This window comes from Micromonospora siamensis, assembly GCF_900090305.1.
GTDB lineage: Bacteria > Actinomycetota > Actinomycetes > Mycobacteriales > Micromonosporaceae > Micromonospora > Micromonospora siamensis.
In genome coordinates this window covers 2,909,640-2,936,638 of the sequence record NZ_LT607751.1, presented here as the reverse complement: position 1 = coordinate 2,936,638, position 26,999 = coordinate 2,909,640, and the positions used below count along the sequence as shown (strand labels likewise).

Sequence of the window (26,999 nt, the reverse complement as noted above, 5' to 3'; positions counted from 1 at the left end):
GTGCCGGGCGGCGCCACCGGCCGCCCGGCGCGGCCCGCTCAGGCTCCCTGGCCCTGGTTCTGCATCAGGCCGCCGTCCATGAAGTACGTCGAGCCGGTCACGTAGTCGGCGTCGTCGCTGGCCAGGAAGACGGCGAGCTTGGCGATCTCCCCCGGTTCGGCGGCCCGCTTCCACGGGATGCTCTGCACCTGCTCGTGCAGGTAGTCCGGGTTGTCGATGGCCTCCTGGTTGAACGGGGTGAGGACCATGCCGGGGCCGATGTTGTTGACGTTCATCCGCATCGGCGCCACCTCCAGCGCGAGGCTCTTGGCCAGCTCCAGCATGCCGCCCTTGCTGGCGTCGTAGTCGGCGCCGCCGGCCCGGGCCACCTCCTGGTGGATGGAGGTGATGTTGATGATCCGGCCACCGCCGCCGGCGTCCCTGCGGTGCCGGACGAAGCGGCGGGAGCAGAAGAACATGCCGTAGAGGTTGGTCCGGATGCACCGGTCCCAGGTCTCGGTGTCCAGGTCGGCCACGGGGATGCCGGACGCGTCCACCCCGGCGTCGTTCATCAGGATGTCCAGCGTCCCGAACTCCGCCAGCGCCTCGTCGAACATGGCGTCCACCTGGTGCTCGACGCTGATGTCGCCCTGCACGACGACCGCCCGCCGCCCGGCCCGTTCGATCTCGGCCTTCGTGTGGTTGGCCCCGGCGTGGTCGTGCAGGTAGTGCACCACCACGTCGGCACCCTCCCGGCCGAACTCGATCGCGGTGGCCTGCCCGATACCCGAGTCCGATCCGGTGATCAGGGCCTTCTTGCCGTCCAGTCGTCCGGTCATCGCCGTGCTCCCTCCCTCGACGCCGCGCCGGTCGGCACGGCGGGTGCGGTGGACGTCGCGGCCGACCGCGCGAGCGCGTCGGTGATCCGGCCGGCGGTGTTGATCAGTCCGATGTGCGAGAAGGCCTGCGGGAAGTTGCCGAGCTGTTCCCCGCTGACCGGGTCGATCTGCTCGGCGAAGAGTCCCAGGTCGTTGACCCGGGCGGCGAGCTGCTCGAAGAGTGCGGCGGCACGGTCCACCTCGCCGGCCTCGGCGAGGCAGCCGGCCAGCCAGAACGAGCAGATGACGAACCCGGCCGGGTCGGTGTCCCAGCGGCGCAGCAGGCCGTCGTGTCCGAGCCGTCGCTCGATCAGGTCCATGGTCGCGCGCATCCGCGGGTCGGTCGCGGGCAGGAAACCCACCAACGGCATCAGCAGGACCGAGGCGTCCAGGTCGTCGGAGTCGAAGGCCCCGGTGTACGCGCCGACCCGCGCGTTCCAGCCCCGGGTGAGCACCGCCTCGCGTACCTCGTCGCGGGCGGCGGCCCAGCGGGCGACGTCGGCCGCGTCGCCGATCCGCGGCCCGAACCGCACCGCCCGGTCCAGCGCCGTCCAGCACTGCACCTTGGACGAGACGTAGTGCCGTTCCGCGTCGCGCGCCTCCCACATGCCGGCGTCGGGGCGGCGCCAGTCGGTGGTGGCCTGGTCGGCGAGGTCGCGCAGCAGCTGGCGGACCTCCGGGGCCATCGGGTCCAGGTAGTGCCGCATCAGCCAGGCGGCGTCGAGGATCTCGCCGAGCACGTCGGTCTGCCGCTGCCGCCAGGCGTCGTTGCCGACGAAGACCGGTCGGCTGTCCTGGTAGCCGGGCAGGTGGTCGAGGGTGTGCTCGGTGAGGTCCCGTTCGCCCTGGACGCCGTACATGATGGGCACCGGCTCGTCGCCGATGCGGCCCATCGCCCGGGACACCCAGGAGAACTGGCGGTTCGCCTCGTCCGGGCAGGCGGAGCGCCACAGTGCCCGGAGGGTGAGGCTGAAGTCGCGCACCCAGACGAACCGGTAGTCGTAGTTGCGGTCGCCGCCGATCTCCTCCGGCAGCGAGGTGGTGGCGGCGGCGACGATCGCGCCGCTGGGGCCGTAGGTCATCCCCTGCACCACCATGGCGCTGCGCCGCACCTGGTCGCGGTAGAGCCCCCGGTAGTCGTGCAGGCCGGCCCAGGACCGCCAGCCGGTGACCGCCTCGGCGACCACCCGGTCGGCGTCCGGCAGCACCGGGTCGCCGCCACCGTAGGTGGGCGCGTAGCCCAGCGTGAAGCCGTACGACCGGCCGGCCCGGGCGGTGAACCGGGCGCCGGCCTTCCCCACCCCGTACGTCAGCGGGACGGCGCCGCGCAGGGCCAGCCGGTCCGCCCCGGCGGTGGCCCGGACCACGCCGTCGTCCTCGGTGAGGTACGCGTCCACCCGGCCGTACTCGAACCGCGGCCGGTAGTCCAGCCGCATCGGCACCTCGCCGGAGAGCCCCTCCACCAGCCGGGCCAGTACGCCGGGCGAGCGCCGCCCGATGTCGTGCCCCCGCGCCCCCGGTTCGAGCGCGAGCGCGTCGGTGACCGCGACGGAGCCGTGCGCGGTGTGGAAGACGGTACGCAGCACCAGCGTGTCGTCCAGGTAGGACCGCTCGCTGGTGAACTCGCCCTCGGGTCGGATCGACCAGTGCCCGGCGTCGTCGCCGAGCAGCCGGCCGAAGACCGAGGGCCCGTCGAACCGGGCCGGGCACCACCAGTTGACCGCGCCGGCGCGATCGACCAGGGCAGCGCTGCGGCCGTCGGCCAGGAAGCCGTGCTCGCTGATCCGTCCGCTCTGCACGGGGCGGGTTACCCCGGCCCTGCCTGCCGCATTCCCCCTCGGCCGCCGGGATCGACCGGGGCGGGGCGCGTTACCCGTCGTCGGGCTCGGGAACGCGGGGTGTTGACGAAGGAGGATGCTGATGACCAGACCTTCGACACCCACCGCCGCCTGGCGACCCACGACTGGTGGCAACCTACCGACCGGGCCGGCCGGCCGGCCGGAACCGCCCAGCGGTGACGGCCACGGCCCGCAGGCCGGCCCGCCGACCGTGACGATCGGCTCGTACCCGGACTATCCGTCCGCCCAGCGGGTGGTGGACTATCTGGCGGACAACCGGTTCCCGGTGGAGCGGACCTCGATCGTCGGCACGAACCTGACGCTTGTGGAGACCGTGCTGGGCCGGATGAACACCGGTCGGGCGGCTGCCGTGGGCGCCGGTACCGGCGCGTGGTTCGGCCTCTTCATCGGCCTGCTGTTCGGCATCTTCACCGCCGGCAACTGGATCGCGGTGATCCTGGTCGGGTTGGTGATCGGCGCCATCTGGGGCGCGGTGTTCGGGGCGGTGGCGCACGCGATGACGGGTGGCCAGCGCGACTTCACCTCGGCCAGTTCGCTGCGCGCCAGCCAGTACGCGGTGACCGTGGAGGCCGACCTGGCCGACCATGCGCGGCAGCTGCTGGGACGGATGCACCTGACACCCACCGGCACGACGGCCCGCTGAGGCCCTCGGTTCGACGCTCCCGGCGCACGGTGCGCCGGGAGCGTCGGCGCGTGCCGGTCGGGTCGCCGGTCACGGATGCCAGGACAGCTCGCCGGCCCGGATCGGGACGTCGACCCGGTTCTCCGGCGGCGCGAGCGGGCAGGCCCACCGGTCGTCGTAGGCGCAGGAGGGGTTGTAGAGGTAGTTGGCGTCCAGCCGGACCCGCTCGCCGGGCAGCACCGTCAGGCCCCGGCCGAAGGTGCCCTTGACGGTGTCGGTGAGGTACCGGCCGCCGCCGTACGTCTGGAGTCCGCTGGTGCCGTCGCGTACCGGCACGAACAGCCCGCCCCCGTACGCCTCGATCCACCACAGGGTCAGCTCGCCCCACGGCGTGGCGGCGACCGCGAACCGGCGGTAGCGCACCACCCCGTCCGGCCCGCCGGTGTCGATCTCCAGTTCTCCGGTGGCGGGGCGCAGCGGCGCCTCGACCACTGCCTCGGGGTTCGGCGGGAACCAGGGCAGCCCGGTGAAGCCGGCTCGCGCCCGCGCCGGCAGCGGGCTGCTCGGGTGGGTGGCGAAGAGCTCGTCGCGGGCGGACCGGAAGCCGGCCAGGTCGAGGTCGGACAGGTACAGCTGGGCGACGCGTTCGCGCCAGTCGAGCAGGTCGAGATCGTCCACGCCCTCGACGCTATCGGGCGGGCGGCGGGTCGGTGGCGAGCCGGGCGTGCAGGTGCTCGTCGTACCGCCGGCCGTCGCCGTACCGGTAGGACTCGCGCAGCACCCCTTCGGCGGCGTACCCGGCCCGTTCGGCGACCCGGCAGGACGCGACGTTCGGCACGGCGTGGCACAGCTCGATCCGGTGCAGCCCGAGCCGGTCGAAGCCCCATCCGGTGAGCACGGTGACGGCGCGGGTGGCGACTCCCCGGCCGCGGGCCGCGGCGGTGGTCCAGTAGCCGACCTGCGCGTCCTCGCCGTGGAGGTGGTGCAGCGAGACGGCGCCGAGCAGGGCGCCGTCGGCGGCGTCGGTGACCGCGAGGGAGATCGCGCTGTCGTCGGCGCCCGTCCGGCGACGGAGCCACTGCGCGGCTCCGGCCTCGTCGGTGACCTGCTGCGGGTTCCAGCGGGCGATCGCCGGGTCGGCGAACGCCGCCAGCACGACCGGGGCGTCCGTCATCCGCCAGGGACGCAGGGACAGGCCGGGGGCGGTGAGGGCGACGGGTTCCACGGTGCCGGAGTGTGGCACAGCGCCCGGGCCGTGGGCACCCGCATTACCCCGACCATCTCGTTCAAATTCTGAGGAATATCGCCGCTCCTCGCCGACGTTCTCGGGATCGACAGCCCGGAACGGGTTTGTTCAAATTTCAAGGAGTGATATCGTGGTGCCGTGACCGAGAGCCTGGACGCCACGCGGATGGCCTGCTGGCGGGCGTACATCGAGTCGAGCCAACGGCTGTTCACCCAGTTGGAGGACGACCTGCGCACCGACAGCGAGCTGAGCTTCGCCGACTACCACGTGCTGGTGCTGCTCTCCGAGGCCCCCGGCCAGCGGCTACGGATGGGCGAGCTGGCCGGCCGGCTGGTGTTCTCGCCCAGCCGACTGACGTACCAGATCACCTCGATGCAGAAGCGCGGCCTGGTGGCCAGGGAGAGCTGCCCGGGCGACCGCCGGGGCAGCGAGGCCGTGCTCACCGCAGCCGGCCTGCTCACGCTGCGCGAGGCGGCGCCGCACCACCTGCGCTCCGTGCGCAGCCACCTGATGGACGACCTCGACGACGCCGAGGTCGCCTGCCTCACCCGGGTCTTCGAACGGCTCGGCCGGCGCCTGCGCGCCGACCGCGACGCGTCGGCCACCCACCGCGACAGCTAAGGAGTTCGAGATGCCCGCGATCACCGTGGACGACGTCCTGGTCCTGCCCCGCCTGCCCCGGCTCGACGAGTCGACCGCCTACCGGCCGGTCCGCCGGCTCACCACCGCGCCCAGCGGCTACGAGGGCGAGGGCTTCCCGGTGCGCCGGGCCTTCGCCGGCGTGCCGATGAGCGAGCTGGACCCGTTCATCCACCTGGACCAGATGGGCGAGGTCGACTACGCGCCGGGTGAGCCGAAGGGCACCCCGTGGCACCCGCACCGCGGCTTCGAGACGGTGACCTACATGATCGACGGGATCATGGACCACCAGGACTCGCAGGGCGGCGGCGGCACCATCACCGACGGCGACACCCAGTGGATGACCGCCGGCAGCGGGCTGCTGCACATCGAGGCGCCGCCGGAGCACCTGGTGACCAGCGGCGGCCTCTTCCACGGCCTGCAGCTCTGGGTCAACCTGCCGAAGGTGGCCAAGATGATCCCGCCGCGCTACCAGGACATCCGGGGTCGCGAGTCGGCGCTGCTCACCACGCCGGACGGCGGCGCGCTGATCCGGGTGATCGCCGGCGAGGTCGCCGGCCACCAGGGGCCCGGCTCGACCCACACCCCGATCACCATCACGCACGTGACGGTGCAGCCAGGCGCGGAGCTGAGCCTGCCCTGGCGGGCCGACTTCAACGCGCTGGTCTACGTGCTGGCCGGGAGGGGCACCGTCGGCACCGACAGCCGGCCGATCCACACCGGCCAGCTCGCCGTGCACGGCCCCGGCGACGCGCTGCGGGTCACCGCGGACGCGCGGCAGGACGCCAACACCCCGGCGCTGGAGCTCTACATCATGGGCGGACAGCCCATCCGGGAGCCGGTGGCGCACTACGGGCCGTTCGTGATGAACACCCGGGCCGAGCTCATGCAGGCCGTGGAGGACTTCCAGGCCGGCCGGCTCGGTGTCGTCCCGGCGGGGCGGATGCCGCACACCGGCGCCTGACCCCGATCCGCTCCACGCGGGCGTCCCGGCGATCGCCGGGGCGTCCGCGGGCGTACGCGGGATCAGGAGACGGCGAAGATCCCCGCCACGCCCAGCAGCACCATCACCAACACCGCCACCAGCGCACCCCGCTCCCCCTCGACCGCCGGCTCGCGGTACTCGGTCACGGTGTTCGTCGTCTCGGCGGGCATGGGGTGGCCTCCTCGGCGTTGTCGGTTTCGGTACGCCCGTCCCCGTGAGACCGCATCCGACCAGGGGGCCGGAGGTGCGCGACCGTCGCGGGGGCCATACCGTGAGGACGTCGTCGACCTCGGGGGGCTGGAACGTGACGCTGCGGGACTGGTTCCTCACCGAGCAGGAACGCGCCAACCCGGTCTCGGAATTACCCGTCTGGACGACCGGAAACCTTGCCGAGCCGTTAATTCACGGCGCCGCGTACTTCGATCGCCTGGTCGCCGAGGTGGAGGCGCTCGAACGTGGCGACCATCTCTTCTTCACCGACTGGCGCGGCGACCCGGACGAGCGGATGCGCCCGGACGGCCCGACGGTGGTGCAGCTGTTCGCCCGGGCGGCCCAGCGCGGGGTGGTGGTCAAGGGGCTGCTCTGGCGCTCGCACCTCGACGCGCTCTCCTACAGCGAGGCGGAGAACCGGAGCCTGAGCGAGGCGATCTGCGCCGCGGGCGGCGAGGTGCTGCTCGACCAGCGGGTACGCCGCGGCGGCTCGCACCACCAGAAGCTGGTCGTGCTGCGCCGCCCCGGCGCGCCGGAACGGGACATCGCCTTCGCCGGCGGCATCGACCTGTGCCACAGCCGCCGGGACGACGCCGACCACGGGGGCGACCCGCAGGCCGTGGTCATGTCCCCGAAGTACGGCCCGCACCCGCCCTGGCACGACGTGCAGCTGGCGCTGCGCGGGCCGGTGGTCGGCGCGCTGGACACCGCCTTCCGGGAGCGCTGGACCGACCCGATGCCGCTGGACTCGGAGAACCCGCTGGCCTATCTGCGGGACCGGCTGCGCGGCTCGGACCTGCGCCCGGATCCGCTGCCCGACCAGCCGGCCGACCCGCCTCCGTGCGGCCCGCACCAGATCCAGGTGCTGCGCACCTACCCGGCGGTACGCCCGCGTTACTCCTTCGCCCCGGACGGTGAGCGCACCGTGGCCCGCGGGTACACCAAGGCGATCCGCCGGGCCCGGCGGCTGATCTACCTGGAGGACCAGTACCTCTGGTCGACCGAGGTGGCGGAGCTGTTCGCCCAGGCGCTGCGCGCCAACCCGGAGCTGCACCTGGTGGCGGTCGTCCCCCGGCACCCGGACGTGGACGGTGCGCTGGCCCTGCCGCCGAACATGGTCGGCCGGGAGCAGGCGCTCTCGCTCTGCCAGAAGGCCGCGCCGGACCGGGTGCACGTCTTCGACGTGGAGAACCACGCCGGCGAGCCGGTCTACGTGCACGCCAAGGTGTGCGTGGTCGACGACACCTGGTCCAGCGTCGGCAGCGACAACTTCAACCGGCGGTCGTGGACCCACGACAGCGAACTGTCCTGCGCGGTGCTCGACGAGACCCGCGACGAGCGCGAGCCCCCCGACCCGGGCGGCCACGGCGACGGGGCCCGGGTCTTCGCCCGGGACCTGCGGCTTCGGCTGTGGCGGGAGCACCTGGACCGGGATCCCGACGGGGGCGGGGACGACGACCTGCTGGACCCGGCGACGGCGGTCGAGGCGATCGTCTCGACCGCCCAGGAGTTGCAGCGGTGGCACGACGGCGGCCGGGTCGGCCCGCGCCCGCCCGGGCGGCTGCGCCCGCACCAGCCGGAGCGACTGCCCTGGTACACCCGGATCTGGGCGCTGCCGGTCTACCGGCTGGTCTACGACCCGGACGGCAGACCGCTGCGGGCCCGCCGCGCCGGCACCTTCTGACCGCCGGTGAGCGGCTCGCCGGGCTCCCCGTGGGGGCGGCCCCGCTCGGCCGGCCCGGGCATGCTGTCGAAGCCGCCGGGGAAGGCGAACGAGGCGCGCGGGGTGTAGAAGCCCCAGTCGATGGTCAACGGGTTGTCCGGACGCAGCGCGTACACCGGGTGCCCGGGGTCGAGGAACTCCACCGACTCGACCTCGAACGGCGCCACCGGCTCGGCGAGGAACGGATAGAGCGCGCTGAGCAGCCGGCCGTCCTCGGTCGCGGTGAGGAAGCGGCTGTGGCCGCTGCGGATCCGGGTGCCGGTGTCGCCGACCCGGCAGCGGGACCGGATCAGCGGTTTCCCGTCGACCTCGGTCACCGCCTCCAGCCGGTCACCGCGCACGTCGACGCGGGTACGGCCGGCAGCCACGGGGGCGCCGCGCGCCGTCGCGTACTTCCGCACCCTGTCGCTGGAGGCGAGATAGTGGGTCCACCAGCCGCCGGGGCGGCCGTCGGGGGCGTCCACCCCGACCAGGGCGACTCCGAGGTAGGTCAGGGAGTAGGCGCCGAAGCCGGAGGTCTGCGTCTCGTCGTCGACCACGTACTGGCTGAGGAAGACCTGGCGGTCGGGTCGGGGGCACAGGCCGGCGGGAACGAGGGCGGCGACCGCGTCCGGGTCGGCGGGCAGCCAACTGAAGGAGAGCGTCCGGCACTGCACCACGATCTGGGGTGCGGTGGGGTCGAGCACGGCGCCTCCAACCAGGGAACTGTCCCAGCGACGCTACGGCGCGTCCCGGCGGCGGAACAACGACGGAAACCCGACAGTCGGCGCCGATTGTCGGGTTTCCTCTTGCCGATCAGCCGAGCGGCGGCGACGGCCGGTTGGTCGACGCCGGGTGATCGTCGGGTCACGGTGGGCCGTCCGTACCGGTAACCGCGATCACAAAACCGGAATTTTTGTCCGGTTCACGGCCTTCCTGCCCGTAAATAACTTAAGTACATCGTACTTTCGGCTAGATTTCCGGGAGCCGATCAGGCTAAGGTGACTCCCGAACGGCCCATCTGAAGTTAAACCAAAGCGTCACGTCTTTTATCCGCGGACGAGGTGCAGGGAGGACCACCCATGACCGCGCCGACCACCACTGAGCAGACGGCGACCGCCGCGCCGACGACCACCGAGAAGCTGGACCCGCGGGCGCTCACCGACAGCGCCGCCGACCTGCTGAACGCGATGGCCGCCCTGCCGGCGAACCACCCTTCCCGCGCCGCGATGCGTGACAAGGCCATCGAGGCCTGGCTGCCGCTCGCCAACCACCTCGCCCACCGCTACAGCGGCCGGGGCGAGCCGACCGACGACCTGGCGCAGACCGCCGCCGTCGGCCTGATCAAGGCGATCGACAAGTTCGACCCCACCCGGGGCGTGGACTTCGCCGGATACGCCATCCCGACCATCATCGGTGAGCTCAAGCGGCACTTCCGCGACCGCACCTGGGACATCCGGGTTCCGCGTCGCCTCCAGGAACTGCGGCTGGCCATCTCCGACGCCAACAGCTCGCTGCTGCAGACCCTCGGCCGCTCGCCGACGGTCGCCGACATCGCCGCCCACCTCAAGCTCACCGAGGAAGAGGTCCTGGAGGGCCTGGAGGGTGCCCGCGCCTACAACGCGGTGTCGCTGTCCACGCCGACCGGCGACGGCGACCGGGCCACCGAGCTGGGCGACATGCTCGGCGGCGAGGACAACGAGTTCGAGCTGGCCGAGCTGCGGGTCGCCCTGGGCCCGGCGCTGGCCACGCTGGACGAGCGCGAGCAGAAGATCCTCACGCTGCGCTTCTACGGCAACCTGACCCAGTCGCAGATCGCCGAGCAGATCGGCGTGTCGCAGATGCACGTCTCCCGGCTGCTCGCCCGGGCGCTGACCAAGCTGCGCGGGCAGCTGGACGGCACCTACTGAGTCTTTTCCAGGGGGTAACACGGTGATGGCCGGGTCGGCGGACCCGGCCATCGTCGTGTCCGGGCCCGCTCAGCGCAGCACGAGCAGGTCCAGCGAATCCACCACCGGCGCCAGCGGCGCCCGCTCGGCGGCGACCCGCAGCCGCACCACGCCGCGCTCGTAGTCGGCGTCGTCGAGCAGCACCAGCGGGGTGTGCGCCGCCCGGCGCAGGTCGGCCGCGGCCACCGCCAGCGAGGGCGCGCTGACCTGCGGCACCGACTCGAGGGCGACCGGCTCGAACCCCGCCGTCCCGAACGCCGCGCAGACCTCGGCCACCGACGGATACGTCTCCAGCACCCGCAGCGCCTCCGGGAACCACCGGAACAGGCTCACCCCTCCGCCCCGGCCGGCGAAGACGGAGCGGATCAGCACCGGCGCGCCGGGCCGCAGCGCCCGCCGCAGCTCCGCGGCCACCGCGGCCAGGTCCGGCAGGTGGTGGATCACCGTGGAGATCCACGCGCCGTCCAGGCTGGCCCCCGCGACCGGCAGGGCCTCCGCCCGACCGCCGACCACCCCCGGGTACGCGCACCGCGCCCGCATCGCCGCCGCCGGCTCGACGGCCAGCACGTCGGCGTCGAACCACTGCCGGAACGCCGCGGACCAGGTGCCGGTCCCCGCCCCCAGATCCAGCAGCCGCACTCCCGGCTCGGCCGGCAGGTGTCGCGCCACGGCGTCCCGCCAGGCCCCCAACCCGCCCAGCCCCAGCCCTCGCCCGGCGGCGAAGGCGGCGGCCTGCTCCTCGTCGTACGCGATCCGCCCCACCCCTCCACCCAACCCCACCCTTCGATCCCCCTCAATATGAAAAACCCCACCCCCACCTCGTTGATCATGAAGTTTGCGGCAGTTTTGGAGAGGCGGGGTCAAGGGGTGAGTGCAATCGTTAGGCGGTGATGAGGTGAGCCAGACGCTGGGCTGGGGTGTTCCAGTCCAGCGTCTGTCGGGGGCGGGTGTTGAGTTCGTGGGCGACCTCGTCCAAGCCGTTCTGGTCGATGGTGCGGAAGTCGTAGCTGCTCTTGGGGAAGTACTGGCGTAGCAGCCCGTTGGTGTTTTCGTTGGTGCCGCGTTGCCAGGGGCTGTGGGGGTCGCAGAAGTAGACCGGGCAGCCGGTGGCGACGGTGAACACGGGGTGGGTGGCCATTTCCACGCCTTGGTCCCAGGTCAGCGACCGGCGCAGGTGCGTGGGCATGCGGGTGGCCAGGTTGGTGAGCACACCGATGACGGCTTCGCTGTCGCGGCCGTGGGGTAGGGCGCCGAGCATCACGTAACGGGTGGCTCGTTCCACCAGGGTCACGATCGCTGAGGCGCCGGCCTTGCCGATGACCAGGTCACCTTCCCAGTGCCCGGGCACCGCCCGGTCGGTGACCTCCGCGGGCCGGGTGCTGATGTGCAGGTCTGCGATCCAGGGCCGCCGACGGCGAGCGGCGCCCGCGGCACGTGACTGCGGACGCCGCTGGGTGCGTCCCGACCGTAGCGCTACCTGCCGGGTCAACTCGGCCCTCAGATTGCCTCGCGACTGCACGTAGATCGCCTGGTAGATCGTCTCGTGGGACACCTGCAACTCCGGCCGGTCGGCGAACGTGGCCCGCAACCACGCGGCGATCTGCTTCGGAGACCACCTACGGGCCAGTTTCCCCGCCACCACCTGCCGCAGCCGCGTACCGACCGCCAGCTTCGCCCTCGCCGGCCGCCGCCTGGCCGCGTCAGCCCGCCGCTGCGCCCACTGCGCCTGATAACCCCACCGATACGGGCGGCGCCCCCGCCCATGCGGCAGTGACCGCCCCAGCGGGTTCTTCGTCCCGTGCCGCGCACTGTTGTTCCGCGCCACCTCCCGCGACACCGTGCACACCGGCACCCCGAGAACCCCCGCGATCTGCGAGATCGTCCGACCAACCCCCCACAAATGCTCCAACACCTGCCGATGCCCGAACGTCAACACACCCGGCCTCGCCACCAGCACCTCCAGCCCAACCAAGATCAGTTGCACTGAAGCCTAGAAACCGCCAGATCGACTTCGCCGCTTACTTCATGATCAACGGGCTGGGCGGCCGGGCCCAGGTTCCGGCGGGGGTGGGAGAGTGTTGGTGTGTTGAGCGAGGTGGGGCTGGAGCTGCCGGTGCGGGGGGTGCTGCCGGCGGTGGTGGCCGCCCTGGGCGACGCGGGCGCGGGGGTGCTGGTGGCGCCGCCGGGGACCGGCAAGACCACCCTCGCGCCGCTGGCCGTCGCCGACCGGGTCGACGGCCGGGTGCTGGTGGCGCAGCCTCGGCGGGTGGCTGCCCGGGCGGCGGCGCACCGGATGGCCGACCTGCTCGGCGAACGGGTCGGCGGTCGGATCGGGTACGCGGTGCGGGGCGAGCGGCGCGTCGGCCCGGACACCCGGGTGGAGGTGGTGACCACCGGCCTGCTGGTCCGTCGCCTGCACCACGACCCGGAGCTGTCCGGGGTCGGCGCGGTACTGCTCGACGAGTGCCACGAGCGGCAGCTCGACGCCGACCTGGCGCTCGCCTTCACCGTCGAGGCCCGGGCGGCGCTCCGCCCCGACCTCTGGCTGCTGGCCATGTCCGCCACCCCGGAGACGGACCGGTTCGCCGCCCTGCTCGGCGGGGATGGCGCCCCGGCGCCCGTGGTGAGCGCGCAGGCCGCCCTGCACCCGGTCGAGCGGATCTGGGCGCCGCCGCCGCGCGCGGTCACCCCGGATCCCACCCGGGTCGCCCCGGCCCTGCTCGACCACGTGGCGGCCACCGTCCGGCGGGCGCTGGCCGAACGCGACGGCGACGTGCTCGTCTTCCTCCCCGGCGCCGGGGAGATCGCCGGGGTCGCCGGACGCCTGGCCGACCTGCGTGACCGGGTGACGGTGCTGCCCCTGCACGGCCGGATGCGCGGCGCCGACCAGGACGCGGCCCTGCGCCGGCCGTCCCGGCCTGACGGGTCCGAACCCGGGTGGGAAGCCGCGGACCGGCGGCGGGTGGTGCTGGCCACGGCGGTGGCGGAGAGCAGCCTGACCGTGCCCGGCGTCCGGGTGGTGGTCGACGCCGGGCTCGCCCGGGTGCCCCGGATGGACCTGTCCCGTGGGCTGGGCGCGCTGGTGACCGTGCCGGTCTCCCGCGCGGCCGCCACCCAGCGCGCCGGCCGGGCCGGCCGGGAGGCCCCCGGGTACGTCTACCGCTGCTGGTCGGAGGCCACCCACCAGCGGCTGCCCGCCCAACCGGAGCCGGAGATCGCCACCGCGGACCTGACCGGGTTCGCGCTGCAACTGGCGGCGTGGGGCCGTCCCGACGGTACCGGGCTGGCGCTGCCCGATCCGCCGCCGACCGCCGCCATGACGGTCGCCCGGGACACCCTGGCCGGCCTCGGCGCGGTGGACGACGACGGGCGGATCACCGGCCGGGGCCGGGCCATCGCGGCTGCGGGCGCGCACCCACGCCTGGCCCGCGCACTGCTCGACGGGGCACCTCGGGTCGGCGCGGACCGGGCCGCCGAGGTGGTCGCCCTGTTGGCGGAGGAGGGTGTGGTCGGGCCGGGCGACGACCTGCCGGCCGCCTGGCGGCGGCTGCGGGCGGGGATCGACGCCGGGGCGACCGCCCGCTGGCGGGCCGAGGTACGCCGGCTGCGCGCCGCCCTGCCCGCCGGCACCACGCCCGGCCAGCCCACCGGCACGACGCCCGGCCAGCCCACCGGCACCACGCCCGGCCAGCCCACCGGCACGACGCCCGGCCAGCCCGGTGCCGGTCACCGGAGGACCGGCCAACCGGGAGCCGGCCGGACCGCCGGAGCGGCGGGCCGGGCCCGCGGGGAGGACCGCCCCGCCGGCGGGACCGGCGTCGGGGAGCACCTGCCCGACGATCTGGCCGCGGGGCTGCTGGTCGGGTTGGCGTACCCGGAGCGGCTGGCACGGGCCCGGCGCGCCGGTGGCGGGTCGTACCTGATGGCCGGCGGGACCGCCGCGGAGCTGGCGCCCGGGTCCGGGCTGGCCGGCTCCGCCTGGCTGGCCGTCGCGGTCGCGGACCGCCGGCCCGGCGCGCCCACCGCCCGGGTCCGTTCGGCCGCGCCGGTGGACGAGGCGACCGCCCGGGAGGTGGCCGGCCCGCTGCTGATCCGGGAGCGGGAGACCGCCTGGTCGAACGGGGACGTGGTGGCCCGGGAGGTGGTGCGGCTGGGTGCGATCGAGCTGACCGAGCGTCCGCTGGCCCGCCCCGATCCGGAGCGGGTTGCCACGGCGCTGCTGACCGGGCTGCGGCAGGAGGGGTTGGGGCTGCTCGGCTGGACGCCGGCCGCGCACGCGCTTCGCGCCCGGCTGGCGTTCTGCCGGCAGGCGCTGGGCGGCCAGTGGCCGGAGGTGGACGACGAGGCGCTGCTGGCCGCGGCGCCGCAGTGGCTCGGCCCGGAGCTGGCCGCCGCCCGCCGCCGGGCCGACCTCGGCCGGGTCGACGTGACCTCGGCGTTGCGCCGGCTGGTCCCGTGGTCCCTGGCGGGCCGGCTGGACGAGCTGGCGCCGGAGCGGCTCACGGTGCCCAGCGGCTCCCGGGTCCGGGTGGACTACTCGGACCCGGCCGCCCCGGTGCTCGCGGTGAAGCTCCAGGAGACCTTCGGCTGGCCGGTCGCGCCCCGGATCGCCGACGGGCGGGTGCCGGTGCTGCTGCACCTGCTCTCCCCCGCCGGCCGGCCGGTGGCGGTCACCGCGGACCTGGCGTCGTTCTGGCGCACCGGCTACCCGCAGGTCCGTGGCGAGCTGCGCGGACGCTACCCACGGCACCCGTGGCCGGAGGATCCGACCACCGCTGCGCCGACCCGGCACGCCACGCCCCGCCGCCGCTGACCCGGGCCGTCGGCCCGGCGGGTCAGTCCTCGTCGGTGACGTCGGCGATGACCACGGTGACGTTGTCCGGGCCGCCGGCCCGCAACGCCAGGTCGATCAGCCGGCGGGCGCACTCGCCCCGGTCGGCGTGGTCGCCGAGCACCTCGGCGAGGGTGTCCGGCCGGACCACGTTGGAGAGCCCGTCGCTGCAGAGCAGCCAGCGGTCACCAGGGCGGGGCACCATCGTGGCGTACGCCGGGGAGACCTCGTCGCCCTGCAACGCCTGGGTGACCACGGCCCGGCGGGGGTGGCTGCTGGCCTCCTCGGGGCTGATCACACCCTGGTCGACAAGCATCTGCACGAAGGTGTCGTCCCGGGTGACCTGCTTGAGCACCCCCTCGCGGAACAGGTAGGCCCGGGAGTCGCCGACGTGGGCCAGCGCCAGGCAGCTGCCGGTACGGGCGAACAGCAGCGCGGTCAGGGTGGTGCCCATGCCCTGTCGTTCCGGGTCCTCGACGACGGCCTGGCGGATCCGGGCGGTCGCCAGCTCTATGCCGCTCTGTAGCGCCTCGACCAGGGCGTGCTCGGGGGTCTCGAGGTCGAGCGGCCCGACCGCGTCGATGGCGATCCGGCTGGCGAGGTCACCGGCGGCCATGCCGCCCATGCCGTCGGCGACGGCGACGAGCCAGGCGCCGGCGTGCAGGGCGTCCTGGTTTCCGCTGCGGATCAGCCCACGGTCGCTCGCCCCGACGGAACGAAGCTTCAGGGTCATGGGAGGCAGCCTGCCAGGCGGAGGGCGGAATTGTCTCTAGGAGATCAGGACGATGACGCGTGGCGCGGCGAATCTCACTGTCCTCCTCCGTCCGGCCGATTCGCAGCTCATCGGGTCGGATCGATTGACAGCCGGGTTACCGACTGGAAACATCGAGCGCTGGGAGCGCTCCCAGTATCGGGAGAACGTTTTCCCTGCTCACCGCAGCAGACCCCACCACCGGAGGACAGCCCCGTGATGCCATCTGACCGCCGTCGACGCCGCCGTGCGGCGCTCGCCGCGGCGACCGTCCTGGCCCTCCTCGGCACGGGCGCCGGCACGGCGTACGCCGAGGTGCCGCCGGACGCCCCCGAACAGCTCACCAACGGCGACTTCGCCGCCGGGGTGAACCCCTGGTTCTCCTACGGCACCGGCCCGCTGGACGTGGTCGACGGCTGGCTCTGCACCGGCGTGGCCGCCGGCACGGCGAACCCGTGGGACGCCGGCATCGGCCAGGAGGGGGTACGCCTGCTCGCCGGCGCCGAGTACACCATCGCCTTCGACGTCCGGGCCACCCCCGGGGCGACCGTCAAGGCGGTGCTCCAGCAGGGCAGCGCCCCCTACACCGGCTACTTCGCCAGCGAGGTCGCCGCGAGCGGCGCCGCCCGGCACGTCGAGCAGACCTTCACCGCCGGCACCGACAACCCCTCGGCGCAGCTGATCTTCCAGGTCGGCGGCAGCGCCGACGCGCAGACCTTCTGCCTGGACAACGTCTCGCTGCGCGGCGGCGAGGCGGCGCCGCCGTACGTGCCGGACACCGGGCCGCGCGTGCGGGTCAACCAGGTCGGCTACCTGCCCGGCGGGCCGAAGAACGCCACCGTGGTCACCGAGGCCACCGACCCGCTGCCCTGGCAGCTGCGGTCGGCTGCCGGGACGGTGGTGGCCAGCGGCAGCGCCACGCCGCGCGGGGTCGACGCCGCCTCCGGGCAGAACGTGCAGACCGTCGACTTCTCCGCCGTGAAGACCCCGGGGACCGGCTACACCCTGGTCGTCGACGGCGAGACCAGCCACCCGTTCGACATCTCCGGCGCCGTCTACGACCGGCTGCGCGCCGACTCGTTGCAGTTCTTCTACGCCCAGCGCAGCGGCACCCCGATCGACGGCGACCTGATCGGCGCGGCGTACGCCCGGCCGGCCGGGCACCTCGGCGTGGCGCCCAACCAGGGCGACACCGACGTGCCCTGCCAGCCCGGCGTCTGCGACTACGAGCTGGACGTGCGCGGCGGCTGGTACGACGCCGGCGACCACGGCAAGTACGTGGTCAACGGCGGCATCGCCACCTACCAGTTGCTCAACGCCTTCGAGCGGACCAAGACCGCCGAGACCGCCGCCGGCGGCGCCGCGCTGGGCGACTCGACTCTGCGGGTGCCCGAGCGGGGCAACAAGGTGCCGGACATCCTCGACGAGGCCCGCTGGGAGCTGGAGTTCCTGCTGCGCATGCAGGTGCCGGCCGGCCAGCCGCTGGCCGGGATGGCCCACCACAAGATCCACGACAGGGCGTGGACCGGCCTGCCGCTCGCCCCGCAGGACGACCCGCAGCCACGCGAGCTGCACCCGCCGTCCACCGCGGCCACCCTCAACCTGGCCGCCGTCGGCGCCCAGTGCGCCCGGCTCTACGCCCGCTACGACGCCGCGTTCGCCCAGCGCTGCCGGGACGCCGCGAAGACCGCGTACGCGGCCGCCAAGGCCCACCCGGCGATCTACGCCAGCGTCACCGACGGCACCGGCGGCGGCGCGTACGAGGACGACAAGGTCGCCGACGAGTTCTACTGGGCCGCCGTCGAACTCTTCCTGACCACCGGGGACAAGGCGTACCTGACCGACCTGACCGGCTCCCCGCTGCACACCGCCGACGTCTTCGACGCGGGCGGCGCGTTCGGCTGGCAGAGCGTGGCCGCGCTGGGCCGCCTCGACCTGGCCACCGTGCCAAGCACACTGCCGGCCACCGAGAAGGCGAAGGTGCGCGCCTCGGTCACCGCCGCCGCCGACCGCTACCTGACCGCCGCGAAGACGCAGGCGTACGGGCTGCCGCTGCCCGGCGAGGCCGGCGCGTACGTCTGGGGCAGCAACAGCAACATCGTCAACAACGCCGTCGTGCTGGGCACCGCCTTCGACCTGACCCGGGACGCGAAGTACCGGGACGGGGCGGTGCAGGCCGCCGACTACCTGCTCGGCCGCAACGCGCTGAACATGTCGTACGTGACCGGCTGGGGTGAGCGGAACGCGCACAACCAGCACAGCCGGATCTTCGCCCACCAGCTGAACCCGGAGCTGCCGAACCCGCCCGCCGGCTCGCTGGCCGGTGGCGCGAACGCCGGCATCCAGGACCCGTACGCCGCCCAGCTGCTCGCCGGCTGCCAGCCGATGTTCTGCTACGTCGACGACATCAACTCGTACTCGACCAACGAGGTCGCGATCAACTGGAACTCGGCGCTGGCCTGGCTGGCGTCGTTCCTCGCCGACCAGGGCGACGCGGCGGCGGTGCCGGCGCCGACCTGCATGGCCACGTACACCACGCACGGCAGCTGGCCGGAGGGCTTCACCACCCAGGTGACCGTCCGCAACACCGGCGCCACGGCGGTGGACGGCTGGTCGGTGCGCTGGGCGTTCACCGGCGACCAGCACGTCACCAACTTCTGGTCGGCCCGGCTGGCCCAGTCCGGTGCGACGGTGACCGCCCGCAACGAGTCGTGGAACGCGAAGATCCTCCCCGGCGCCGAGGTCACCTTCGGGCTCAACGGCGGAAGCGCCGGCGGCCCCAACCCGAACCCCGGCCTGGTCACCCTCAACGGGAAGGCGTGCACGCTGTCCTGACCCCCGCGTGATCGTGCTCGATCCAGGAAACAGTGGCCTCCCCGCTCCGGGAGGCCACTGTTTCCATGTTCGAGCGGGATCATGACCGGGCCGACCGCTGGGCGATGTCAGAGAGCCCGTAGCCGCTCTGCCACCGCCTCGTCCACGGCTCGGCGCGCGTACCCGCGCAACCCACGGCGCAGGTCGGCCGACCGGAGGGCGTCCCGCGCCGCGGCCCGCGCCACGGCGCTGTCGGCGGCCAGCGCACGGTCAGCCGTGGCGAGGAGGTCGTCGACCTGGCGGATGTCGTATCCGCCGACGACGACGGTGAACGGAGCCGGCGTGTCGGCAGCCGGTCGCACCGGTACGGGTCGCAGCCGGCCGCCCAGGGACGAGAGTGCCTCCTGCCGGTGAGCTATCGCGGCATCCACCTCGCCGGGCGCGTAACCGCGTATCCGACGGCGCAGGCCAGCCGACCGAAGGGCGTCCCGTGCGGCGGCCCGCGCCACCTCGCTGTCGCCGGCCAGGGCACGGTCGACCTCGGTGAAGAGGCCCTCGACCTGGCGCATGTCGTAGCCGCGCAGGGTGACCACGAACGGCAGCACCATGCGGTCACCCTATCGGCCGCCGGCCCCCGGGGCGGGCGGCCAGGAACACGAACCAGGGCCTCCCCTCGGTCGGGAAGGCCCTGGTTCCGCAATGGACCTGAATCGTGACCGGCCGTCAGCTCCAACCGCCGGTCGCGGGCGTCAGCACCAGGCGAACAGCTCCGGGTTGGTGGTGTGCAGCTTCACGACCTGGCCGAGGGAGAGGTAGGAGCCCTCCGGCAGGTCGGCGAAGATCGGGCCGGCGGTCGGGTCGGCCAGGGTCGAGTAGTCGATCTTCTGCTGGGCGGCGGCCTGGAGCAGGCCCAGGCTCTTCAGCGTGCCCAGACCGGCCTGCACGCAGGCGGCGCCGTCGTTGGCCGGGGCGGCCGAGGCGGGCGCGGCGACGGCGAGGCTGGCGGCGAACGCGGCGGTGACGCCGGCGGCGTACAGCATCTTCTTCATGGTGTTTCCCCTTCTGCGCTCCTGACATGGGGTGTTCCACCAAGCACTTCGCCGGCACCGTCCACGCCGGATGCAGTCGGCGGGAATTTTCTTGGGACAATGGCGGCCGTGAGGTCAGCCACCGTCCGACCGGCCACCGCCGCCGACCTGCCCGCCCTGGTGGCACTGCGGCTGGCCAACGCCGACGCCCACCTCGCCCTCGACCCGGAGACCTACCGCGTTCCCCGGTCGGACGTCGTCGCCGACCACTTCCGGGCCGTGCTCGCCGGGGGCCGGGACGCCGTGCTGGTGGCCGAGGCACCGGACGGGCGGGTGGTCGGCATGATCGAGGTGCTGCGGCACGGCGATCCGCCCGAGCACCAGATCCTGCGACCCGAGCCGTCCGCGGCCGTGCACACCGTTGTGCTGCCCGACCGCCGCGACCACGGCGTCGGGGCCGCGCTGCTGGCCGCCGCCGAGAGCTGGGCCAACGACCAGGGCATCCGCTGGCTCTCCGCCGGGATCCACCACCGCAACGACCGCGCGGTCGCGTTCTACCGACGGCACGGGTACGGCGACTCGGGGCTCTCCCTCGGCCGCCGGCTGCCCACACCCCCGCCCTGACCCGGCGGTCAGACTCGGCGCAGCATCGCCACCCGGTCGGTCATGTCCAGTCCCATCGCTGCCTCGGCCGCCAGCGTGTCGACCAGGCCGGGGGCGAGTTCCGCGGCCGAAAGCTCCCGGAAGCCGCAGCGGACGTAGTACGGCCCGTTCCAGGGCACGCTGCGAAATGTGGTCAGGGTCAGCGCCGGCAGTCCACGCCCGCCGGCCCAGCCCGCGACGTGGTCGAGCAGCCGCCGCCCCACACCCCGCCGGGCGTACGCGGGCGCGACGCTGATCTGCGCGACGTGGGCGCAGCCGTCGACCGGCTCGACCACCACGAAGGCGATCGGCTGGTCGTCCCCGTCGACCGCCACCCAGCACCGGCCGGCCGCCTGATGGCCGGCGAGCACGTCGTGCGGCATCGGTGGGCTGTCTGCGACGTCGGTCATGCCGATGTCGCGGAACGGCGCCCCCGAGTCGACCTCGATCGACTGCAGCTCGGTCAACTCGTCGGCGCGGGCGGCGCGGATCGGTTCCATGGCCCCGAGGCAACCAGGTCGCCGCCGTCGGGCCCAGCGAATTATCCTCAGCCGATGGCCCTCCCCCTGCCGGCCGGCGAGTTCGGCGCGTACCTGTTCGACTGCGACGGCACCATCGCCGACTCGATGCCGCTGCACCACGTCGCCTGGACGGCGGCGCTGCACGAGTGGGACTGCGAGTTCCCGGAGGAACTGTTCTACGCCTGGGGCGGCCGGCCGGTCGCCGACATCGTCGCCAACCTCAACGAACGGCACGGCCTGGCCATGCCGGTCGATGCGGTGCTGCGCCGCCAGGAGGAGCTGTACCAGGAGGCGCTGCCCCGGCTGACCGCCGTGCCGGAGGTGCTGGCCCACATCGAGGACGCGCACGGCCGGGTGCCGTTCGCTGTGGTCTCCGGCAGCACCCGGGAAGGCGTCACCGGCTCGCTGCGCACGCTCGGTCTGCTCGACCGGTTCGACGTGCTGGTCTGCGCCGGGGAGTACCCGCGGGCCAAGCCCGCGCCGGACGCCTTCCTCACCGCCGCCCGGCTGCTCGACGTGCCGCCGGAGTCGTGCCTGGTCTTCGAGGACACCGACCTCGGTATCCAGGCCGCCACCGCCGCCGGCATGGCCTCGGTCCGGGTGCCCCACCCTCGGGAGCGCGCCGCCGCCCTGTGACCGGCGTCGCGTCGTACGGGACGGCGTCCGGAGGCGGAACCGGCCTAGGGTCCGGTCATGACCGTCAATGACGACGTGGCCCGACCCGACCTCGACGCGCTGCGTGCCGCCGCCGACCGCCAAGCCGAGCGGGTCACCGCCGGCATCGACGACATGCCCCGCTACCTGGCCGCGCAGGTCGCCGACGAGTCACACCGGGAGGTGATCGGCCCGCTGCTGCCCGGCTCCGGCGCCAGCGGGGTGATCCGGCACCGCGGCGAGGTCGTCGCCAGCTGGGGCGACCCCACCGTGCCCGAGATGCTGTTCAGCGGCACGAAGAGCGTGGTGTCCACCCTGGCCGGAGTGGCCTTCGACCGGGGACTGCTCACCCCGGGCACCCCCGTGACGGAGGCCGTCGACCACCCTGTGCTGGCCCGTCTCGCAGTGGACGGGATCACCTGGGAGCACCTGCTGCAGCAGACCAGCGGATGGACCGGTGAGCTGTGGGGCAAGCCCACCGGGGTGGACGCGCAGAGCCGCCGCGAGGGCTTCGAGCGGGAGGGCGCGCCCGGCACCGGCTGGGCCTACAACGACGTACGGGTGAACCTGCTCTGCCTGGCCCTGACGCTGCTGTTCCGCCGCCCGCTGCCCGACGTGCTGCGGGAGGCGGTGCTCGACCCGCTCGGCGCGTCGGACACCTGGTCCTGGCACGGGTACGCCGACTCGGTGGTCACGATCGACGGCCGACCGGTGCCGGTGGTCAGTGGTGGCGCGCACTGGGGTGGCGGGCTGTGGATCTCCGCGAGCGACCTGGCCCTGCTCGGTGACCTGTACGTCTCCGGCGGCACCTGGTACGGGCGGCGGTTGCTGAGTGCCGAGTGGATCGACCGGGCCTGGGCGCCGTGCGCGCTGAACCCCGACTACGGCTACCTGTGGTGGCGCAACGACACCGGCCGGGTGCAGCCGGGGGCGCCGGCCAGCGGGCGCTGCGCCCGGGGCAACGGCGGCCGCCACCTGATCTGGGTCGACCCGGCCCGGGATCTGGTGATCGCCTCGCACTGGGGCGACGACGTGGCGGCGTTGATCCGTGAGGTCTCCGCCGCGTTCCCCGACTGACATGCGACTCTCCCCGCTGCCCGCGCCGGGCCCGCTGCGCACGCTGTCGCTGGCCACCCTCGCCAACACCGTCGGCACCGGGCTGTGGCTGGCCGGTGGCGCCCTCTACCTCACCCGGGGCGTCGGGCTGCCGGCCACCGCCGTCGCCGCCGGGTTGACCGTCGCCGGGCTGGTCGGGCTCACCGCGAGCGTGCCGCTGGGCGCGCTGGCCGACCGCCGGGATCCGCGTACGCTGCGGGCCCTGCTCCAGGTCGGCCAGGCGGTGGCCGCCGGGGCGTACCTGCTGGTCGACTCGGTGCCGGTCTTCCTGCTGGTGGCGGTGGTGGAGAGCCTGCTCGCCACCGGCAACCTGGCCGTCCGGGCCGCCCTGGTCGCGGCGGTCGGCGGACCCGGCGGACGGGTGCACGCCTTCGCCACGTTGCGCGCGGTGGCGAACCTGGGCATCGCCGTCGGCGCGGGGTCGGCCGGGTTCGCGCTGGCGGCCGACAGCGTGGCCGGCTACCGGGCGCTGGTGGTCGGGAACGTGCTGACCTACCTGCTCTCGGCGGCGCTGCTGCTGCGGCTACCGCCGCAGCCACCGGTGGCCGCGACCAGGAAACGCCCCTGGGCGGCGCTGCGCGACGGGCGGTTCGTGGCGGTCAGCGCCGCCTCGGCGGTGCTCTCCCTCTACGTGACGCTGCTCGGTCTGGTGGTGCCACTGTGGATCGTCGGCCGGACCGGCGCCCCGCCACCCGTGGTGTCGGCGGTGCTGCTGGTCAACACGGTGCTCACCGTGCTGCTCGCGGTCCGGCTCAGCCGGGGCGTCGACCGGGCCGCCCCGGCCGCCCGGCGGATGCGCCGCGCCGGCCTGCTGCTGGCCGCCGCGACCCCGCTCTACGCCGCGAGCGCCGGCCGGTCCTCCGGTACGGCCACGGTGCTGCTGCTGGCCGCCACGGTGCTGCTGACCGTCGGCGACCTGTGGCACAGCAGCGCCGGCGCGGGACTGGCGTACGACCTGGCGACGCCGGACGCCATCGGGGCGTACCAGGGGGTGGACGGCATGCTGGGCGGCCTGGCCCGGGCGGTCGGGCCGGCGCTGCTCACGCCCCTGGTGCTCGGTGGCGGCGGTCCCGGCTGGCTGGTGCTCGGCGTGGTCTTCGCCGGCACCGGCCTGGCCGTGCCGGCGCTGACCCGGTGGGCCCGCGCGGCCGACGGGCGGGCCGGCGAGGTGGCAGCATCTCCGCCATGACGGATCAGCCCACCCTCACCCTGCGCCCCGGCGGCCCGGCCGACGCCGACGCCATCCTGCGGCTGTTCGACACCGCCATCGCCTGGCTGGCGGCGCGCGGCCGGACCGGCCAGTGGGGCACCGGACCCAGCTCGACGGACCCGGCCCGGATCGCACAGGTGCAGGCCTATGCCAACGGCGACGGCCTGTGGCTGGCCGAGCTGGACGGCCGGCCGGTCGGCGCGCTGGTGGTCGGCGAATCCACCGCCTACGTGCCGCCGCCCACCGAGCCCGAGGTGTACGTCAACCTGCTGATCACCGACCGGGCGCAGGCCGGCCTCGGCATCGGGGCGCGGCTGCTGTCGCACGCCGCCGAGCTGGCCCGCCGGCGCGGGGTGGGGCTGCTGCGGGTGGACTGCTACGCCGGAGACGACCGGGCGCTGGTGCGGTTCTACGAGAGCTGCGGTTTCACCGCCACCGACCCGTTCACCGTCGAACGACCCGGCCGGCCCCCGTGGCCGGGTCAGGTGCTCGAACGTCGGGTCGACTGAGCGGTCGGCGAACCGAAAACCGGTCGCGTCGCGCCGGGGGCGTCAACGATGGTGGCCCGATGGACGCGCCCCGACTGCCCGGACCCGAACGCCGCGTGTGGGCGGCCCTGCCGGCGGGCACCCGCGCCGCGCTGGCCGGCCTGTCCGGGGCCGACCTGCGTACGCTGCTGATGGCGGTGGCCCGGGACCGGGCCACCGGCGTACGCCCGGCGCAGGTGCTGCGCGGCTGGCAGCAGGATCGTTTCGTCCGCCCGGCCGCCGTCGACCCGCGGGCGCTGGCCCGGCTGGAGAGCCGGATCTGGGCGCTGCTGCCGGCCGACGTGGCGGGCGTCGAACTCTCCCCGGTCGTCCCGCTGGGCACCTGCTCGGCCGTCGCGCCGGTCAGTCAGCACCGGATCCTCAGCACGGCGCGCGCCACGGAGGTGGTGAGCGACCCGACGAACGCCCTGGCCGTCGAGGCGGCCGACCGCCGCCGCCGCGGCCACCGCGGCGAGCTGCACCTGGCCGCCGCACACCGGGTGCTGCGGGCCCAGGACTTCGGCCCGGAGTGGGGACCCCACTTCCGCCTCTTCACGCTGGTCTCCACCGCCCGCGACACCGGGTCGGGCCGAACCGAGGCGCGCCTGCTCGTCCGGCACCTCGCCTTCTGGCAAAGGGTGCTCGACGAACTGGCCGGCGGGGCCGACCCCGGGCTGCACGTGACCGTCCTGGACGCTCCGGTGTTCGCCGAGCGGCTCGCCGACACCGTACGCCCGGCGGTGGCCGGCGGCCCGGTGCCCCTGTACGACGAGCCGGACCGCCGGCGCGGGCGCGGCTACTACCGCTGCGGCGCGGTGCGCGTCACCCTGCGCGGCGGTGCGCTGGAGGTCGGCGACGGCGGCTTCACCGACTGGACGGCCCGCCTGCTGGGCGACGCCAAGGAACGCTGCCTGATCTCCTGCCTGAGCACCGAACCGCTGACCACCCTCGGGACGGCCTGACCGGGGCCGCTCAGCCGATCTCCTCGTCGGCGAAGCACCACCGCCACGCCTCGCCCGGCTCGATCGACCGCATCACCGGGTGCCCGGTGGACGCGAAGTGCTTCGACGCGTGCTGGTACGGCGACGAGTCGCAGCAGCCGACGTGCCCGCAGGTGAGGCAGGAGCGCAGGTGGACCCAGTCGGTGTTGCCGATGGCCACGCAGTCCGGGCACTCGGTGGTGGTCGCCGGTTCGGCGGTCCCGGCCTCGGCCAGGTGCTGGCAGCTCATCGGTTCTCCTCCTGGCGCAGCAACGACTCCTCCAGATCCAGGTCACGATAGGCCCGGACCAGGACCTCCTCGGGGATCTTCCCCGAGTCGCGGGCGGCCCGGAACACTTCCCGTTCCGCGTCGATCATCTCCTGTCGCAGCCGACCGTACGCCGCCGACGGGGTTTCCCGCTCGGCGCCGCCGAGCCGCTCCCAGGCCATGTTGGTGCGGTTCTCCAGGACCCGCCGGGCCCGTTCGGCGACCGCGTCGGGGACGCTGTCGGCCAACTCCTCCAGGCGGTCGCGGGCGGCCCGGCTGGCGCGCTGCTGCACGGCGGCGGCCGAGAGCGCGTCCTGCACCGGGTCGTCGGCGGGCAGCCGCAACCGGCGGGCCACGGCGGGCAGCGTGGCGCCCTGGGCGACCAGGGTCACCACGATCACCGCGAAGGCCAGCCAGATGAACAGCGCCCGCTGGTAGGGCCGGTCACCGGCCAGGGTGAGCGGCAGCGCCAGCGCGGCGGCCAGGGTCACCACGCCGCGCATCCCGGCCCAGCCGATGACGATCGGCACCTGGACCGGCGGGACCGGGTCCCTGCGCCGCACCCCGGGCACCAGCCGGGCCAGGTAGGTGGCCGGGAAGAGCCAGACGAACCGGGACAGGAAGACCGCCGCGAGCACCGCCGCGGTGATCCCGGCCAGGAAACCGAACGGCTCGTCCAACTCGCGCAGCACCTCCCGCAGTTGCAGGCCGACCAGTAGGAAGACCACGCCCTCCAGCAGGAACCGGGCCAGTCGCCAGAAGGCGGTGGTCTGCAACCGGGAGGCGGCCGACAGCAGCAGCGGCAGCTTGTGCCCGATGCCCAGGCCGGTCACCACCACCGCGACCACCCCGGAGGCGTGGATCTCCTCGGCGGCGAAGACCACGATGAACGGCACGATCAGCGACAGGGCGTTGTCCAGCAGCGGCTCGTCGATCTTCTTGTGCAGCCAGCTGAAGACCACCACGCCGAGCAGGCCGACCAGGATGCCGCCGCCGGTGGCCACCAGCACCTCCCGGGCCACGTAGCCGACCCCGACCCCACCGCTGCCGGCGGTGGCCGCGGCGATCGCCACCCGCAGCAGCACCAGCGCGGTGGCGTCGTTGACCAGGCTCTCCCCCTCCAGGATCGTGACGATCCGGCGGGGCAGGCCGACCTTGCGGGCGACCGCGGTGGCGGCGACCGCGTCGGGCGGCGCCACCACCGCGCCCAGCGCCAGGCAGATCGAGTACGGCAGCGCGGGCAGGAACAGGTGCACGACGGTGCCGACCACGAACGCGGTGAAGATCACCAGGCCGACCGCGAGCAGCAGGATCGGCCGCAGGTTGAGCTTGAACGCCGGCACCGACGTCTCCAGCGCGGCCACCCAGAGCAGCGGCGGCAGGATGCCGATCAGCACCAGGTCCGGTTCGAGCCGGACCTCAGGGAAGCCGGGCAGGTAGGACAGGGCGAGGCCGAGCACCACCAGCAGGATCGGCGCGAGCAGGCCCAGCCGGCGGGCCAGCGCCGCACCGAAGGTCGCGATCGCCAGGAAGATCACAACCTCGAAGAGAGGTTCCATGGGGTACGAGCCTAGGCGGCGTCCGGGTT

26 protein-coding genes and 2 pseudogenes are annotated in these 26,999 nt (G+C 74.1%); 14 read left to right on the top strand and 14 right to left on the bottom strand.

The window, feature by feature from the left end; translation table 11 throughout:
* Nucleotides 1-38: 38 nt before the first annotated feature.
* Both GA0074704_RS13465 and GA0074704_RS13460 read right to left on the bottom strand, forming a co-directional pair.
* Nucleotides 39-818 carry a glucose 1-dehydrogenase gene (locus GA0074704_RS13465; protein WP_088970826.1) on the bottom strand — a complete coding sequence of 260 codons (780 nt, stop codon included), beginning with the start codon at nt 816-818 and terminating at the stop codon, nt 39-41.
* Nucleotides 815-2,656, bottom strand: a complete 1,842-nt coding sequence (locus tag GA0074704_RS13460; protein WP_088970825.1) for a glycoside hydrolase family 15 protein — start codon at nt 2,654-2,656, stop codon at nt 815-817. Before GA0074704_RS13460 ends, GA0074704_RS13465 begins: the two co-directional genes overlap by 4 nt.
* Nucleotides 2,657-2,777: 121 nt before the next feature.
* On the opposite strand from GA0074704_RS13460, the gene GA0074704_RS13455 reads away from it, so the two are divergent.
* Entirely contained in the window at nt 2,778-3,359 is a 582-nt protein-coding gene (locus GA0074704_RS13455) for a general stress protein (RefSeq protein ID WP_088973661.1), read from the top strand.
* 69 nt (nt 3,360-3,428) lie between these two features.
* Here the strand turns inward: GA0074704_RS13455 and GA0074704_RS13450 are convergent, their stop codons facing one another.
* Nucleotides 3,429-4,016, bottom strand: a complete 588-nt coding sequence (locus GA0074704_RS13450; protein WP_088970824.1) for a DUF1684 domain-containing protein — start codon at nt 4,014-4,016, stop codon at nt 3,429-3,431.
* 10 nt (nt 4,017-4,026) lie between these two features.
* Nucleotides 4,027-4,563: a GNAT family N-acetyltransferase gene (locus GA0074704_RS13445; protein ID WP_088973660.1), complete on the bottom strand. Its 537-nt coding sequence runs from the start codon at nt 4,561-4,563 to the stop codon at nt 4,027-4,029.
* Between the two features lie 159 nt (nt 4,564-4,722).
* Between GA0074704_RS13445 and GA0074704_RS13440 the strand changes: the two genes are divergently transcribed.
* Together GA0074704_RS13440 and GA0074704_RS13435 are read left to right on the top strand one after the other, a co-directional pair.
* Nucleotides 4,723-5,205, top strand: coding sequence for a MarR family winged helix-turn-helix transcriptional regulator (locus GA0074704_RS13440; RefSeq protein WP_088970823.1), 483 nt, complete (start codon nt 4,723-4,725; stop codon nt 5,203-5,205).
* A gap of 10 nt (nt 5,206-5,215) precedes the next feature.
* Nucleotides 5,216-6,187 (top strand): pirin family protein, encoded by a 972-nt coding sequence (locus tag GA0074704_RS13435; protein ID WP_088970822.1) that lies wholly within the window; start codon nt 5,216-5,218, stop codon nt 6,185-6,187.
* Nucleotides 6,188-6,249: 62 nt separating this feature from the next.
* Here GA0074704_RS13435 and GA0074704_RS29665 read toward each other — a convergent pair whose 3' ends face one another.
* Nucleotides 6,250-6,378: a hypothetical protein gene (locus GA0074704_RS29665; protein WP_269458920.1), complete on the bottom strand. Its 129-nt coding sequence runs from the start codon at nt 6,376-6,378 to the stop codon at nt 6,250-6,252.
* A gap of 134 nt (nt 6,379-6,512) precedes the next feature.
* On the opposite strand from GA0074704_RS29665, the gene GA0074704_RS13430 reads away from it, so the two are divergent.
* On the top strand, nt 6,513-8,102 hold the full coding sequence (locus tag GA0074704_RS13430; RefSeq protein WP_088970821.1) for a phospholipase D family protein: 1,590 nt from the start codon (nt 6,513-6,515) through the stop codon (nt 8,100-8,102).
* Here the strand turns inward: GA0074704_RS13430 and GA0074704_RS13425 are convergent.
* On the bottom strand, nt 8,051-8,827 hold the full coding sequence (locus GA0074704_RS13425) for a hypothetical protein (RefSeq protein ID WP_088970820.1): 777 nt from the start codon (nt 8,825-8,827) through the stop codon (nt 8,051-8,053). The genes GA0074704_RS13430 and GA0074704_RS13425 overlap by 52 nt on opposite strands.
* A gap of 375 nt (nt 8,828-9,202) precedes the next feature.
* Between GA0074704_RS13425 and GA0074704_RS13420 the strand changes: the two genes are divergently transcribed.
* Nucleotides 9,203-10,030 carry a SigB/SigF/SigG family RNA polymerase sigma factor gene (locus GA0074704_RS13420; protein WP_088970819.1) on the top strand — a complete coding sequence of 276 codons (828 nt, stop codon included), beginning with the start codon at nt 9,203-9,205 and terminating at the stop codon, nt 10,028-10,030.
* Nucleotides 10,031-10,099: 69 nt separating this feature from the next.
* On the opposite strand, the gene GA0074704_RS13415 is transcribed toward GA0074704_RS13420, so the two are convergent.
* Nucleotides 10,100-10,831 carry a class I SAM-dependent methyltransferase gene (locus tag GA0074704_RS13415; protein WP_088970818.1) on the bottom strand — a complete coding sequence of 244 codons (732 nt, stop codon included), beginning with the start codon at nt 10,829-10,831 and terminating at the stop codon, nt 10,100-10,102.
* 118 nt (nt 10,832-10,949) lie between these two features.
* Entirely contained in the window at nt 10,950-12,053 is a 1,104-nt protein-coding gene (locus GA0074704_RS13410; RefSeq protein ID WP_088968620.1) for an IS30 family transposase, read from the bottom strand.
* Between the two features lie 99 nt (nt 12,054-12,152).
* Between GA0074704_RS13410 and GA0074704_RS29890 the strand changes: the two are divergent.
* A pseudogene (locus GA0074704_RS29890) lies at nt 12,153-13,691 on the top strand (helicase-related protein); the annotation flags it as partial.
* Nucleotides 13,692-13,814: 123 nt separating this feature from the next.
* Nucleotides 13,815-14,882: pseudogene (locus GA0074704_RS29885) on the top strand (ATP-dependent helicase C-terminal domain-containing protein); the annotation flags it as partial.
* A 22-nt stretch (nt 14,883-14,904) separates the two neighbouring features.
* Here the strand turns inward: GA0074704_RS29885 and GA0074704_RS13400 are convergent.
* The gene (locus GA0074704_RS13400) at nt 14,905-15,633 is read right to left on the bottom strand and encodes a PP2C family protein-serine/threonine phosphatase (RefSeq protein ID WP_088970816.1); all 729 of its coding nucleotides are present in this window, start codon (nt 15,631-15,633) and stop codon (nt 14,905-14,907) included.
* Between the two features lie 237 nt (nt 15,634-15,870).
* Here GA0074704_RS13400 and GA0074704_RS13395 point away from each other — a divergent pair, with 237 nt between their 5' ends.
* Entirely contained in the window at nt 15,871-18,486 is a 2,616-nt protein-coding gene (locus GA0074704_RS13395) for a glycoside hydrolase family 9 protein (RefSeq protein ID WP_088970815.1), read from the top strand.
* Between the two features lie 107 nt (nt 18,487-18,593).
* Here the strand turns inward: GA0074704_RS13395 and GA0074704_RS13390 are convergent, their stop codons facing one another.
* Nucleotides 18,594-19,073, bottom strand: coding sequence for a hypothetical protein (locus GA0074704_RS13390; protein ID WP_088970814.1), 480 nt, complete (start codon nt 19,071-19,073; stop codon nt 18,594-18,596).
* A 141-nt stretch (nt 19,074-19,214) separates the two neighbouring features.
* Nucleotides 19,215-19,514 (bottom strand): hypothetical protein, encoded by a 300-nt coding sequence (locus tag GA0074704_RS13385; protein WP_088970813.1) that lies wholly within the window; start codon nt 19,512-19,514, stop codon nt 19,215-19,217.
* Between the two features lie 108 nt (nt 19,515-19,622).
* Between GA0074704_RS13385 and GA0074704_RS13380 the strand changes: the two genes are divergently transcribed.
* On the top strand, nt 19,623-20,117 hold the full coding sequence (locus GA0074704_RS13380; RefSeq protein ID WP_157743670.1) for a GNAT family N-acetyltransferase: 495 nt from the start codon (nt 19,623-19,625) through the stop codon (nt 20,115-20,117).
* Nucleotides 20,118-20,125: 8 nt separating this feature from the next.
* Here GA0074704_RS13380 and GA0074704_RS13375 read toward each other — a convergent pair whose 3' ends face one another.
* Nucleotides 20,126-20,635 (bottom strand): GNAT family N-acetyltransferase, encoded by a 510-nt coding sequence (locus GA0074704_RS13375; protein WP_088970811.1) that lies wholly within the window; start codon nt 20,633-20,635, stop codon nt 20,126-20,128.
* 54 nt (nt 20,636-20,689) lie between these two features.
* Between GA0074704_RS13375 and GA0074704_RS13370 the strand changes: the two genes are divergently transcribed.
* From GA0074704_RS13370 to GA0074704_RS13350, 5 genes are read left to right on the top strand one after another with little or no spacing between them, the layout of a single operon-like run.
* Nucleotides 20,690-21,292 (top strand): HAD family hydrolase, encoded by a 603-nt coding sequence (locus tag GA0074704_RS13370; RefSeq protein ID WP_088970810.1) that lies wholly within the window; start codon nt 20,690-20,692, stop codon nt 21,290-21,292.
* Between the two features lie 57 nt (nt 21,293-21,349).
* The gene (locus GA0074704_RS13365) at nt 21,350-22,387 is read left to right on the top strand and encodes a serine hydrolase domain-containing protein (RefSeq protein WP_197697626.1); all 1,038 of its coding nucleotides are present in this window, start codon (nt 21,350-21,352) and stop codon (nt 22,385-22,387) included.
* A gap of 1 nt (nt 22,388) precedes the next feature.
* Nucleotides 22,389-23,615: an MFS transporter gene (locus tag GA0074704_RS13360; RefSeq protein ID WP_088970809.1), complete on the top strand. Its 1,227-nt coding sequence runs from the start codon at nt 22,389-22,391 to the stop codon at nt 23,613-23,615.
* Complete coding sequence (locus GA0074704_RS13355; RefSeq protein ID WP_088973658.1) at nt 23,612-24,145, top strand: GNAT family N-acetyltransferase; 534 nt, start codon at nt 23,612-23,614, stop codon at nt 24,143-24,145. The genes GA0074704_RS13360 and GA0074704_RS13355 overlap by 4 nt, the downstream gene beginning before the upstream one ends.
* 59 nt (nt 24,146-24,204) lie before the next feature.
* Nucleotides 24,205-25,125, top strand: a complete 921-nt coding sequence (locus GA0074704_RS13350; protein ID WP_088970808.1) for a hypothetical protein — start codon at nt 24,205-24,207, stop codon at nt 25,123-25,125.
* Between the two features lie 10 nt (nt 25,126-25,135).
* Here GA0074704_RS13350 and GA0074704_RS13345 read toward each other — a convergent pair whose 3' ends face one another.
* Together GA0074704_RS13345 and GA0074704_RS13340 are read right to left on the bottom strand one after the other, a co-directional pair.
* Nucleotides 25,136-25,393 (bottom strand): UBP-type zinc finger domain-containing protein, encoded by a 258-nt coding sequence (locus GA0074704_RS13345; RefSeq protein WP_088970807.1) that lies wholly within the window; start codon nt 25,391-25,393, stop codon nt 25,136-25,138.
* Nucleotides 25,390-26,970 (bottom strand): Na+/H+ antiporter, encoded by a 1,581-nt coding sequence (locus tag GA0074704_RS13340; protein WP_088970806.1) that lies wholly within the window; start codon nt 26,968-26,970, stop codon nt 25,390-25,392. Before GA0074704_RS13340 ends, GA0074704_RS13345 begins: the two co-directional genes overlap by 4 nt.
* Between the last annotated feature and the right edge of the window lie 29 nt (nt 26,971-26,999).

Excerpts from the sequence above, each read along its gene's own strand:
- GA0074704_RS13465 (WP_088970826.1), bottom strand. The coding sequence starts at position 818 with ATGACCGGACGACTGGACGGCAAGAAGGCCCTGATCACCGGATCGGAC.
- GA0074704_RS13455 (WP_088973661.1), top strand. The coding sequence starts at position 2,778 with ATGACCAGACCTTCGACACCCACCGCCGCCTGGCGACCCACGACTGGT.
- GA0074704_RS13435 (WP_088970822.1), top strand. The coding sequence starts at position 5,216 with ATGCCCGCGATCACCGTGGACGACGTCCTGGTCCTGCCCCGCCTGCCC.
- GA0074704_RS29665 (WP_269458920.1), bottom strand. The coding sequence starts at position 6,378 with ATGCCCGCCGAGACGACGAACACCGTGACCGAGTACCGCGAGCCGGCG.
- GA0074704_RS13420 (WP_088970819.1), top strand. The coding sequence starts at position 9,203 with ATGACCGCGCCGACCACCACTGAGCAGACGGCGACCGCCGCGCCGACG.
- GA0074704_RS13400 (WP_088970816.1), bottom strand. The coding sequence starts at position 15,633 with ATGACCCTGAAGCTTCGTTCCGTCGGGGCGAGCGACCGTGGGCTGATC.
- GA0074704_RS13395 (WP_088970815.1), top strand. The coding sequence starts at position 15,871 with ATGCCATCTGACCGCCGTCGACGCCGCCGTGCGGCGCTCGCCGCGGCG.
- GA0074704_RS13390 (WP_088970814.1), bottom strand. The coding sequence starts at position 19,073 with ATGGTGCTGCCGTTCGTGGTCACCCTGCGCGGCTACGACATGCGCCAG.
- GA0074704_RS13385 (WP_088970813.1), bottom strand. The coding sequence starts at position 19,514 with ATGAAGAAGATGCTGTACGCCGCCGGCGTCACCGCCGCGTTCGCCGCC.
- GA0074704_RS13375 (WP_088970811.1), bottom strand. The coding sequence starts at position 20,635 with ATGGAACCGATCCGCGCCGCCCGCGCCGACGAGTTGACCGAGCTGCAG.
- GA0074704_RS13370 (WP_088970810.1), top strand. The coding sequence starts at position 20,690 with ATGGCCCTCCCCCTGCCGGCCGGCGAGTTCGGCGCGTACCTGTTCGAC.
- GA0074704_RS13365 (WP_197697626.1), top strand. The coding sequence starts at position 21,350 with ATGACCGTCAATGACGACGTGGCCCGACCCGACCTCGACGCGCTGCGT.
- GA0074704_RS13360 (WP_088970809.1), top strand. The coding sequence starts at position 22,389 with ATGCGACTCTCCCCGCTGCCCGCGCCGGGCCCGCTGCGCACGCTGTCG.
- GA0074704_RS13355 (WP_088973658.1), top strand. The coding sequence starts at position 23,612 with ATGACGGATCAGCCCACCCTCACCCTGCGCCCCGGCGGCCCGGCCGAC.
- GA0074704_RS13350 (WP_088970808.1), top strand. The coding sequence starts at position 24,205 with ATGGACGCGCCCCGACTGCCCGGACCCGAACGCCGCGTGTGGGCGGCC.
- GA0074704_RS13345 (WP_088970807.1), bottom strand. The coding sequence starts at position 25,393 with ATGAGCTGCCAGCACCTGGCCGAGGCCGGGACCGCCGAACCGGCGACC.
- GA0074704_RS13340 (WP_088970806.1), bottom strand. The coding sequence starts at position 26,970 with ATGGAACCTCTCTTCGAGGTTGTGATCTTCCTGGCGATCGCGACCTTC.